This window comes from Thermodesulfobacteriota bacterium, from assembly GCA_040756475.1.
Taxonomy (GTDB): Bacteria; Desulfobacterota; Deferrisomatia; order Deferrisomatales; family JACRMM01; genus JBFLZB01.
Map to the genome: position 1 here is coordinate 1 of JBFLZB010000146.1, position 11,421 is coordinate 11,421.

Genomic DNA, 11,421 nt, shown 5'->3' on the forward strand with positions numbered 1-11,421 from the left:
GGGTCGAACAGATACTCCAGGCGCTCCCGCGCCGTGAGCTTGCCCTGCTCGTGGTGCTTCGCCACCCGGTCGGCGCCGCCCCCCGCCTCGGCTTCCCGGTTCTTGCTCGCCAGGAGCTCGAACTTCTTCTCAACACTCATGGACGTCCTCCTTGCACCCCAAGATCCCGAGCCGCTCGGCCCCGGGAGTGTTCAGTACCCACCGTCGACGGCGCCAGCCTGCGACCGGCGGGTCACCCGATCGTGAGGATCACCGCGTCCTTGGCGACGTTCGCACCCTTGGAGGCGAGCACCTCCAGGACCACGCCGTCCACCGGGGCCTCGAGGCCGTTTTCCATCTTCATGGCCTCCAGCACCACCACCACGTCCCCGGCCTTCACCGGATCGCCGGCCTTGACCAGCACGTCCACCACCATGCCGGGCATGGGGGCACACACCTGCCCCCTGGCTCCGGCCGCCGGGGCCGCCGCCGGGGCAGGGGCGGCAGCCGGGGGCGGGGGAGCCGCCGGCTTGGGGGCGGGGGCGGGGGCGGCAGCGGCCGGGGCCACGGCGGTCACCATCGGGGCGCCGCCCACCCCCTCCACCGCCACCTCGAAGCACTCCCCGTCCACGAACACCTGGAAGGTGCGGGCGCCCGGTCCGGGGGCCGCCGCAGGCTTGGCGGCCTTCTCCTCGAGCTGGCCCGCCAGCGCCTTGCGGCACAGTTCCTGCTCCCGCTTGGCGTCCTCCAGGGTGCGGGGCTTCCACTCCGCCGGAGCCGGCTCCTTTCCTGCCCGCACGGCCAGGAAGCGCTTCCCGGTGGTGGGGAAGAGGGTGTAGAGGAGCAGGTCTGCCCGGTTCTTGGCGAGGTCGCCGATTTCGGCCTTGGCTTTCTCCAGCTCCGGCTCCAGGACGTCCGCGGGCCGGCAGGTGATGGGCTTCTCGCCCCGGGGGTAACCCTTGAGGGCCAGCTTCTGGAGCTCGGGGTCGATGGGCCCGGGGGGCTGGCCGTAGAGGCCGAAGCAGTAGTCCTTGACCTGCCCGGAGATCATCTTGTAACGCTCGGCGATCGCCCCGCCGGGCTTGCCCATGAGCACGTTCATCACCGCCTGCACTCCCACGATCTGGCTCGTGGGGGTGACCAGGGGAGGATAGCCCAGGTCCTTGCGCACCCGGGGCAGCTCGGCGAAGACCTCGTTGAGGCGGTTCTCGGCGCCGGCTTCCCGGAGCTGGTTGACCAGGTTCGAGAGCATCCCCCCCGGCACCTGGTGGATGAGCACCCCGATGTCCACCACCGCGAGCCGCGTGGTGTCGAGCAGGTGCCGGTACTTGGGGGCCAGGGACTCCAGGTACTCGGCGACGTCGTTGAGCGCCGCCATGTCGAGTCCCGGATCCCGCTCCGTACCCTGGAGCATGGCGGCAATGGGCTCGACCGCCGGGTGGCTCGTACGGCTGGCAAAGGGTGCGGAGCAGGTGTCGATGATGTCCACGCCCGCCTCGATGGCCTTGAGGAACGCATACTCCGCCAGGCCCGAGGTGCTGTGGCAGTGGAGCTCGAGGGGCAGCTTCGTCGCCTTCTTGATGGCCCTGACGAGCTCGGCCGCGTCGTTGGGATCGAGCAAGCCCGCCATGTCCTTGATACAGATGGAATCGGCGCCCATGGAGGCGAAGATCTTCGCCTTCTCGATCCAGTAGTCCTTCGTGAAAATGGCGCCGCCCATGCGCGACTCGGTCACGGTGTACGAGAGCGCGGCCTGGAAGTGCTGGCCGTTTCGCTTCACCGCCCTCGCGGCGGTCTCGAAGTTGCGTTCGTCGTTGAGGGCGTCGAAGATCCGGAAGATCTCCACCCCCGCCTCGCAGGCCTGGTCCACGAAGGCGTTGGCCACGTCGTCGGCATAGTTTCGGTACCCGACCAGGTTCTGCCCCCGCAGGAGCATCTGGAACTTGATCTCCTTGGGGATGAACCGGCGCAGCCGCCGGGGGCGGTCCCATGGGTCTTCCCCCAGGAACCGGTGCATGGTGTCGAAGGTCGCGCCGCCCCACACTTCGAGGGCATGGTATCCCACCTGCCCCACCCTCTCGGCGATGGCCTCCATGTCTTCCGTGCGCTTGCGCGTGGCAAACAGGCTCTGGTGCCCGTCGCGAAAGGTGAGGTCCGTGATCTTGAGGGAATTCTTGGCGGACTTGCTCATCGTGCGCTCCTTGTCCTCCGAAACCGGAAATCGAAACGGAACGGGACCGTTACCAGGACTTGGGAATGCGGCGCTGCCACAGATCGCGCAGCGCCATGGACTCCTGGCGCCCTGCCAGGCCCCAGCCGGCAGGCAGGGGGGCCGGGCCGAGGGCCGCGGGAGCGGCCGCCGGAGCCACGGCTGCGGCGGCCTCGGACTCGGCGAGGAACTGGACGACGGCCGCCACCGCGGCAGCCACCTTCTTGGCGGGATGTCTGCTCATGGCTCCTCCCCTCTTCAGAAGTTCCAGCCGCTTCGGCCTAGGCCTGGCGGAAATGAACGTGGCATGTTGCACGTTGCGCGTTGGGGCGCCTCCGGCGCAGACCCAGGAAAGGATCCAGGGGTTCTTCCAACCCGCAACCGACAACCCGCAACGCGCTACCTTTACGCTCCCTTCGCGAGCACCGCGAGAACCTTGGCCCCCTGCCCGGATCCGTGGGACAGGAGCCGGTGGCGCAGGGTCGACTCGAAGTAGACGCTGTCGCCCTCCCGCAGGACGATCCGCTCCTTTTCGAGGAGCAGCTCGGCCTCCCCCTCGAGGACCAGGAGGAACTCCTCACCCTCGTGGCTGTACAGGGTCTCCTCGTCCCGCATCCCGGCATCCACCGAGAGCAGGAACGGCTCCATGATCTTGTCGCGCTTCTTGTACGTCAGCGCGTCGTAGGTGTAGCCGTGCTGGCCCCCGGTGCTCGAGATCACGCGGGTCACCGCCGGCCGCTCCCCCCGCCGTACGACCTCGTAGGCCTCTTCGGGTCCGTCGTCGCGGAAGAAGTACCCTACCCGGACTCCCAGCACCTTGGCAATCTTCGCCAGGGTGGCGATGGGAGGAGAAACGTTGTTGTTCTCCACCTGGGAGATGAGGGCGGGAGAGAATCCCGTCTCGTCAGCGACTTCTTGGAGCGTCTTCTTTCGGAGCTGCCGCAGGCTCTTGATCTTGGCGCCGATGTGGAAGTCCTCGGCAAAGCCCTCGCGCGCCTCCCCCCCTCCGGACCCGGCTCCGGAAGCCCTGCGGGGAGGCCGGCGGGCCCCCTTGGGCGCGGCGATGGAGGACGGGGCTCGTTTCACGGGGCTTCCTGGCGACTTCCCCGCAGCGCGGCGGAGCGCCGCCTGCGGGGCGAAACGGGGGCTCGTGCAAGCGGCCGCATTCTATGCAAAGCCCCCCCGAGGGTCAAGGACTCTTTAGCATGAATAAAAGACCTTTAGCACAACTAAAGGCCAAGGGCAGGGCAAGAAGAAGCCCCTCTCCGAGAAGAGGGGCTTCTTCTTGCCCTGCCGTGCCCGACTCTCAGGCCTCCTGGCCCACCTCGTACCCCAGGCGGGCCGAGAGCTTGCGGCCGGCCTCCAGGACCAGGGGGGCGAGCTCGGTCTCGATCCGATCCCCGGTGAACCGGTACGCCGGCCCGGAGATGGAGAGTCCGGCAATCACTCTGCGGGTGTAGTCCCGCACGGGGACGCCCACGCAGCGGATGCCTTCGTCGTATTCCTCGTCGTCCAGCGCCCAGCCCCGGTGCCGAATCTCCTCCAACTGGGCGAGGACCGCCCCCCGGTCGGGCAGGGTGTGGGCCGTGTAGCGCTTCATGGGGTTCTCGTTGAGAATCCGCTCCACTTCGTCGGCCGACTCAAAGGCGACCTGTGCCTTGCCCACCGCGGAGCAGTAGACCGGCAGCCCCACGCCCACCCGGGAAATCACTCTCACCGGCCGGGTGGCCTCCACCACGTCCACGTAGACGACGCGGTCATCGCGAATCACTCCCAGGTAGGAGGTCTCGTTACACCGCTCGACGATCTCCTCCAGGATGGGGCGCGCCATCTTCAGGAGCCCCATGTGCTTGATGAACACCTGCCCGAGCTCGAGCACCCTGAGCCCCAGCCGGTAGTTGCCCGTGACCTTGTTCTGCTCCATGTACCCGCGGCTCTCCAGGGTCGCGAGGAGCCGGAACACGTTGTTCTTGTGCAGCCCCAGGCGCTTGGAGAGCTCGGTGACCCCCAGCTCCGTGTCCTCGCCCCGGAACTCCTCCAAGAGATCCAGCGCGTTGGTTACCGACTGGATGATGTAGCTCGACTTCTTTCTCTTTCCCACGACACACCTGCCTCGCTGCCGGCACCGCAGTGGGCGCCCGTGACTTGGACTTGGATGTGAAAGACCGTGCAATCTACCAGGGAGTCCGCCCCCGTGTCAACCAGACAAACGGTTTGCACCCTCAGCCAAACGCCAAACGCTCCGGGTAGGCCGCAAGCAGCCGAGAATCCGTGCCCGGCGAGGCACCGCGCCGCGCTTCCCGCTCTCCTGCCCATCTCCCGCATGTTTCCCGGTGAACGCCGCCCTTGACTGTAAAATGGTGTTCTATTTTTGTCAAGCGCAAAAAAAGAGGAGGGGAGGCTCACGCCTCCCCTCCTCTCGCCGTGCGATCAGTCTTGGAGCCAGGAGTGGGAGTAGAGCACGTCGCCGTTGAGCACCTTGAACGTCTTGTACAGCACCTTCTCGGTGTCGTTCTTCGGGGCGACGTCTTCCCCGTCCTGGAGTTTCTTCACATAGGCTACCTGGGCCGCCATCTTGCCCTGGCACAGATCCATCATGTCCTTGTCGTAGGCGTCGACGATGGCCGACTCCTGGCCCAGGTTGTAGAGCATCATCAGGTACACCCGGTTCAAGATCGGGCGAAGCTCGTGGGGTGCCCCGTTGGAGACGTTGGAGAGGCCGCAGGTGTTGGTCGCCCCGGGGACGATGTCCTTCACCATGGGCAGGAACTCCATGTAGGCCTTCACCTGGTTGATGTCGACCGAGACGGGCAGCACGATGGGGTCCACCCAGTAGCGGGCGTGCTCGATGCCCAGCTCGTCCCCCATGGCCATGATGGTGGAGAGCGCCACGGCCCGCTCGCTGGCGTCGCGCGGGATGCCTTCCTCGCTCATGGTGAGCGCCACGAAGTCGGCGTCGTACTTCTTCACCAGCGGCAGGCGCTCCTGCATGCTCTGGGGCTGCGCCGAGATGGAGTTCACGAGCGCCCGCTCGTTGCACACCTTCAGGCCCGCCTCGACCGCAAGGGTGTTGGTGGTATCCAGGGCGAGGCGCACGTCCTTCTTGACCTCCTGCACGGTCTTGACGAGCCACTCCATCACCTCGTCGCCCGCCTTGCGGGCAGGTCCGAGATTCAGGTCGAGCATGTCGGAGCCCTTGTCGAGCTCCTCCTGTGCCATCTGCTGGATCGGACCCTTGTTCTTCTCGCGGATCGCAGGGCCGATCGTCTTCGACATGATGTTGATGCTCTCGGCAATCGTGTAAATCTTCATTCCAATCCTCCTGATGCTGAACGGTCATCTGCGGAGGGCGGCCCCGCCTGAGGGAAGACCGCCAATGCCCGAGACACCGGGGACGGCCCCTTGGGGCCGTCCCCGCTCGTCCCGGCTCAACCCGCCTTGGCGGCGTAGTCCTTGAGGAACTTGGGCAGATCCGCGGCCTCGCGGGGCCCGATGATCACATTCCACCCCTCGCCGAGCTCCTCCTCGAACTCGCCGGAGAGCTGGGCCACGTACCCGGGGATGATGATCTTCTTGTGACCCACCTTGTCGGTGATGCCGGTCTTCTTGACGAAGGGCGCCATGGCGTCGGCCACGAACTTGCCGGCAGACCACGCGGTGAGCACGCTCATGCCCTCGGTGTCCATGATCAGCAGCCACGTGGGCACGCGGCTCGCCTCCACCTCGGCGCTCACCACGAAGTAGGTGAGGGCAAAGTTGGTGGTGATGATCACGGGGCTCGTGGGGCCGGGGTTGTTGAGCTCGTAGATCCCCTGGTCCATGGTCATGGGCCGCTGGGGATCGGTGTAGATGTTGAGCCGGTTGACCAGGAGCGGCAGGCTGACGGCCGGGTCGAGGCTGCCCAGCACCACGATACCGGCGTACTTGTCCATGAGCACCGTGGCGTAGGCCGCCTGGAGCTCCTTGTGGTCGGTCATGGCGCAGGGGAAGGCGATGGTGGGGAACCCCAGGGCCCGGAACTTCTTGTCCAGAGCCGCCCGCCGGATGGCGATGTTGGCGCTGAGCGTCTCGCGCAGCCCCTTCCACCCGGTATCGAGGATTACTTCCTTGAGCCCCGCGGCAACGAACTTCTCGCCCACGGCCGCCAGGTCGTCGAGGGTGTCCCCCTTGGCCACGACGGCGCAGCCGAAGTCCTTGGCCATCTGCACGAAGGCGTCGGCCGTGGCGGCGGTGGCGGCGTGGAGGGCAAACTTCTTGCCCTGGATGGCCGCGGCCGCGGCCTTGAGGGTGTCCACGCTCTCGGAGGACAGGATCAGCCCCTTCTCCGTGGCGGCGGCCACCTTCTTGACCAGTTCCACGAAGGAGGCCTGGTCCTTCTTCTCGTCCCAGAGGAAGGCGAAGCTCGGCTTGAGCGTCAGCCCGACCCGCTCGAAGGCGATTCCGTTGAGAAGCTTGACCTCGGCGTCCACGACCGCCGGGTCGGTCTTGTTGGTGAGCGCCACGGCAATACCCGTGGGGTTCACGAAGGTCTTCTCGTGCCGGTACTTCACGGTCTCGCCGCCCACCTTGTGGGCAGCGGCTCCCTGGCCCAGCTCCACCACGCGGATGGGAGGGGCGCTCGCCTCGGAGAGCTTCGCCTTGGCGTCCTCCGAGACATAGGGGCACTTGGAGAGTTCCGCCTTCCCCGCGGCGAGCTTCATCGCGAAGGCGAGGCAGGTGGGCTCGCCGCAGTCCTTGCAGTTGGTCTGCGGGAGCAATTTATAGATCTGGATGCCGGTCAGTCCCATGGGCCGATTCTCCTTTCGTCAGCAAACGTGCAGTTCGCGGAGTTCCCCGCAGCCCCCGGGGAGGGGCGAACCCCTCCCCGGGAAACGGCCTACATCATGGGGTCCATCTCGAGGGCCGGGTGCCCCACCTTGTTCATGTACTCCAGCACCTCTTCCTCGGTGGTGGCGTTCTCCTCGGTGGCGATCTTCTCGTAGAGATCGGGACACCCTTCCTCCGCGCCCCGCTTCTCGATCACCTCCTTCAACGACTCCTTGAGCGCCTTGGGCAACCACGCGATCCGCTTGATTCCGCCGTCGGCGCTGATGAACTTCTTGGAGCCGATGTAGAACTTCGACATCCCCACGAAACCCGGAGTCTGGGCGCCTCCGCCCACCGAGCCGGCCAGCGTCGAGAAGGGCATGCCGCAGGGGGTCGGCCCCGCGTAGTCCCGATCCACCACCATGACCGCGTTGGACATGGGCAGGAGCACCGTGATGGCCTCGAAGCAGCCGCAGGAGGTCATGGGGTCCACCATCAGCGAGTAGGCGCTGAAGGAGGAAATCGCGTCGTGGGAGTTCTTCAGCACGAACTCGTTCACGCCCTTCCACTGCCCGAGGTTGTCGTCGAGGGTGTCGCCCTTCTTGATGGGCTGGTTGGGACCCGTGGGGGTGATCTCGAAGGCGGCCTTGCCGTCGAGCCAGTTGTAGGCACCGCACAGGCCCGGCCGCTCGGGGCTGATCACGCACACGTGGTCCGGCGCAAACGACTGGCACAGCGTGCAGCTGTAGAACGTATCGACGCTCTCGTCCGTCATGGAACCGAGGCGCTCCTCCCGCTCCTTGTACACGGCCCGAGCCTGGCCCATGAGCTCCTTCACCTTGGCCGGGTCCGTGTAGATGGTCACCTGCACCTTGTCCAGGATCTTCCCGAACTCGTTGTGGAACTTGGCGTGCAGGATGGTGCCGAAGTGCTTCAGGCTGAAGCCGGCCGCGAAGGTCTTCTTCGAGATGCGCATCCACACGATGTCGCGCTGACCGATGTGGAGCACGCCCTCGGCGCCGTTCAGGAGGTGGTGGATCTGCCGCTCCAGGATCGGCTCGAAGTCGGGCTGCATGCTGCGGCCGGCCACGTCCACCCAGATGGCCAGGGGATGGGTCTTGCCCTCCTGCATGTCCTTGAGGTCCGGCCCGACCACGGCGAACTTGCCGTCCTCGACCTCGTCGAGCGGCTTCATCTGGCAGAACTCGAAGCCCTCGGACTTGGGACCGGCGAGCTCCACGTACATCTGGTCGCGGGCAATCCGCTCCCCTTCGAACGCCGGAGAGTGGGAGACCGGGATATCGATCTTCGAAATGTGGATCTTGAGCCCCCGGACCTCGATGGCCTTGGCCACGATCTGCTCGTGGGGGATGTTGGAGACCACGTGCTCGTAGGTGCACACGCCGGTCACGAGGATCTCCGGGATGTCGGAGTCGGCGATGGTCGGGAAGCCGTAGTTGATGGCCCCCGCGGCGGCCGCGTACCACTCGTCGGCGACCTCGCCCAGGGCGAGCACGAAGGCGAAGACCCGCAGCTTGTTGTAGCGCAGGATCCCCGCGTAGTCGCCCGGCTGGATGCCGCCAAACGCCATGGCGGCCCGGGTGGCGAAGCCCACGGCGTGGATGGCCGCCGAGGTGTCGCGCCCGAAGGGCACGAGCCGGGTGGGCCAGCCCACCTGCACGCCCTCCTCCACGAGCTGCTCGGCGAAGGTCTTGCCGCCGTGCTCACCGGCCATGAAGACGTAGATGCCCTTCTCTTGGAGCTCCTTGGCCATCTTGGCCGCCGTCTTGCTGTCGGGGGCCGCACCCACCACCGCGGCGAAGCCCGGCGCGGAGCCGTCCACGAACTCCACGCCCCGCTTGCGCATGATCACGTCGTCGGCGGCGCCGAGCCAGATATTGTCGGGGCTGGGGTCCTCGCCCAGGGTGTAGGGGGGGGTCTCCAGGTACTTCAGGGCCTCTTCCATGTCGTAGCAGAAGAGCGTCTGCATGCCGGCGTCCAGGCCGTGGCCTAGGTACGGCACCCATAGGTTCTCGGAGACCTGCGGGGGCAGGAGGCTCTTGCACTTGGCGAGCACGGGCAGCATGTCGCCGAGCTTCTCCACCTTGTGACCCAGGATGCCGTAGATCACGGGCAGGAAGTAGCCGGTGTTGGGGAGCTTCACCTCCTTGTCGGCCCCGTGCTTGGCGATGGCGTCGTTGACCTTCTTCTCCACCCGCGCGTAGATCTGGTGCGCGCCGCGGATGACTCCGGAAAGGATGATTTTGGACATTGTCTTGTCTCCCTCGCCTTAGACCTTGAGCTCGCGGCGGGCTTCCATGTCGAAGAGCTTGCGCTCCTTCTTCTCATGGATGCCGAGGGCCTCGCGCTTCGAGTTGATGTGGTCGATCATGAGCTTGGCCATCTTGTACGGGTCGGGCTCCACCGCCCACTTGCCCCCGAGGTCGTTCTCGAGGCCGCCGAAGAGGTACTCGGCAAACTTGGTGCCCTCCACGTGCGGCAGGGTCACCCCGAACACGGTGAAGACGCCGCTCGACACGAAGTAGTGGCCGATCGCCACGGCCTTCTCGCTCATCCACTCGGGCGCCGCACCGGCCACCGGCAGGTCGCTGATGTCGTCGCCGAGACCGCCGGTCTTGACCATCTCCGAGACCGCGACCAGGATGCGGCTGTTGTCCACGCAGGCGCCGGAGTGCAGCACCGGCGGCATGCCCACCGCCTCGCACACCTCCCGGAGGCCGGGCCCGCAGTACTTTGCCGCCGCCTCGGGCTGCATGAAGCCCTGCTTGGCCATGGCGATGGCCGAGCACCCGGTCTGGACGACGAGGACGTCGTTCTTCAGAAGCTCCTTGACGAGCTCGATGTGCACCCAGTCGTGCTTGACGCGGGGGTTGTTGCACCCCACCACACCGGCAACGCCGCGGATGCGCCCGTTGATGATGTTTTCGTTGAGCGGCGTGTAGCTCGAGCGGAAGCTCCCGCCCAGCATATAGTTGATGGTCTCGTGGGAGAAGCCGCCGACCATCGCCGTCTTTCGGTCCGGAATCACGACCCTCTTGCGGTTCTTGAAGTTGTTGATGCCCTCCATCATGAGCTTCACGCCGGCTTCCCGCGCGCCGTGGTCGCCGTGGAACTCGATGTGCTGGGCGCCTTCGATCTTGCACCGATAGTTCGTGGTGATGAACTTCGTGTGGTAGCACTTCGAGAGCTCCTGGAGCCCCTGCTGGATGCACTGTACGTCCACCATCATGGCGTCCACTGCCCCGGTGATGATGGCGGAGTCGCACTGCATGAAGTTGCCGGCATGGGGCACGCCCCGGCGCACGAGCTGCTCGTTGCCCGAGCAGCACATCCCCACCAGATTGATCCCCTCGGCACCCACGGCCTTGGCCTTGGCCACCATCTCCGGGTCCTCGGAGAGGCGCACCATCATGTCCAGGAGCTGAGGCTCGTGGCCGTGGACGATGACGTTCACTTCCTTTTCCTTGAGCACCCCAATGTCGATCTCGGCCCGCACCGGGCGCGGCGTGCCGAACATGATGTCGGAGAGCTCGGTGGAGATCATGGCCCCGCCCCAGCCGTCGGCCAGCGCGCAGCGGGCGGCGCCGAGCACCAGGTTGCGGTAGTCTTGATCCACGCCCATGTGGGTACGGTGCATCATCTCCACCACCTCGCGGTCCACGCCGCGGGAGAGGATGCCGAGCTCCTTCCACTTCTCGAAGCGCTTCTTGGGGGCGCGCTCGAAGAGCTTGAGGTACCCGTTCTGCTGGGTGAACTGGCCCAGGCACGCCTCGGCGAGCTCGAGGGCCACGTCCTTCTGCTCCCGGCCCTCGGTGGCCACGCCCATGTGCTTGGCGAACTCGACGAGCTTTCCGGGCTCCTTGATCTCGAAGTCGGGGTTCTCCCCCTTGGCCACGGTGAGAAAGAGCTCGCTCATCTCACGCCCGTGGTCGGAGTGGGCCGCGGTGCCGGCGGCCACCATGCGGGCAAACCCGCGGGCCTGGAAGGTATCGATGTTGGCGCCGCACACGCCCACCTTCTCATAGGGCGCCTTGGAGCTCAGGCGGCAGGGCCCCATGGCGCAGTGCTTGCAGCACGCGTTCTGGGCCCCGATGGGGCAGGCGCTCAGCTCGTCGGCCCGGTCGAAGGCGGTCTTCACCCCTTCTTCCCGCGCCTTCCGAAGCATCTGCGTCGTAGACTCGCAGACGGTGATGTCCTGGATCTCGCGAAGCTTTGCCATGATCTCGTTCCTCCGTTCAGTGGTCGCGACAGCCTCAGGCCATCACGTCTTCGATGACTTTCTTGACGACCCGCACCGACTCCGGGTGGCGCAGGATCAGGATGTCGGCCCCCGCGGTGAGCAGATCGGTGGCGGTCACCGTCTCCCACAGGATGCCGCGGGTCTTCACGTTGCCGAAGCTCGGCTC

Annotated in this window: 8 protein-coding genes; all 8 read right to left on the bottom strand. The window is 66.2% G+C overall.

Features of this window, described 5'->3' with window-relative positions; translation table 11 throughout:
• Positions 1 to 232 precede the first annotated feature (232 nt).
• The gene (locus AB1578_17375; protein ID MEW6489667.1) at positions 233 to 2,170 is read right to left on the bottom strand and encodes a pyruvate carboxylase subunit B; all 1,938 of its coding nucleotides are present in this window, start codon (positions 2,168 to 2,170) and stop codon (positions 233 to 235) included.
• Positions 2,171 to 2,219: 49 nt separating this feature from the next.
• Positions 2,220 to 2,432: a hypothetical protein gene (locus AB1578_17380; GenBank protein MEW6489668.1), complete on the bottom strand. Its 213-nt coding sequence runs from the start codon at positions 2,430 to 2,432 to the stop codon at positions 2,220 to 2,222.
• A gap of 161 nt (positions 2,433 to 2,593) precedes the next feature.
• Entirely contained in the window at positions 2,594 to 3,154 is a 561-nt protein-coding gene (locus tag AB1578_17385; GenBank protein ID MEW6489669.1) for an XRE family transcriptional regulator, read from the bottom strand.
• Between the two features lie 340 nt (positions 3,155 to 3,494).
• Complete coding sequence (locus AB1578_17390; GenBank protein ID MEW6489670.1) at positions 3,495 to 4,289, bottom strand: IclR family transcriptional regulator; 795 nt, start codon at positions 4,287 to 4,289, stop codon at positions 3,495 to 3,497.
• A 329-nt stretch (positions 4,290 to 4,618) separates the two neighbouring features.
• Positions 4,619 to 5,500: a dihydropteroate synthase gene (locus AB1578_17395; protein ID MEW6489671.1), complete on the bottom strand. Its 882-nt coding sequence runs from the start codon at positions 5,498 to 5,500 to the stop codon at positions 4,619 to 4,621.
• A 116-nt stretch (positions 5,501 to 5,616) separates the two neighbouring features.
• The gene (acsC, locus tag AB1578_17400; GenBank protein MEW6489672.1) at positions 5,617 to 6,975 is read right to left on the bottom strand and encodes an acetyl-CoA decarbonylase/synthase complex subunit gamma; all 1,359 of its coding nucleotides are present in this window, start codon (positions 6,973 to 6,975) and stop codon (positions 5,617 to 5,619) included.
• 89 nt (positions 6,976 to 7,064) lie between these two features.
• Positions 7,065 to 9,266 (bottom strand): acetyl-CoA decarbonylase/synthase complex subunit alpha/beta, encoded by a 2,202-nt coding sequence (gene acsB, locus AB1578_17405; protein MEW6489673.1) that lies wholly within the window; start codon positions 9,264 to 9,266, stop codon positions 7,065 to 7,067.
• Positions 9,267 to 9,284: 18 nt separating this feature from the next.
• Positions 9,285 to 11,234, bottom strand: coding sequence for an anaerobic carbon-monoxide dehydrogenase catalytic subunit (cooS, locus tag AB1578_17410; GenBank protein MEW6489674.1), 1,950 nt, complete (start codon positions 11,232 to 11,234; stop codon positions 9,285 to 9,287).
• Between the last annotated feature and the right edge of the window lie 187 nt (positions 11,235 to 11,421).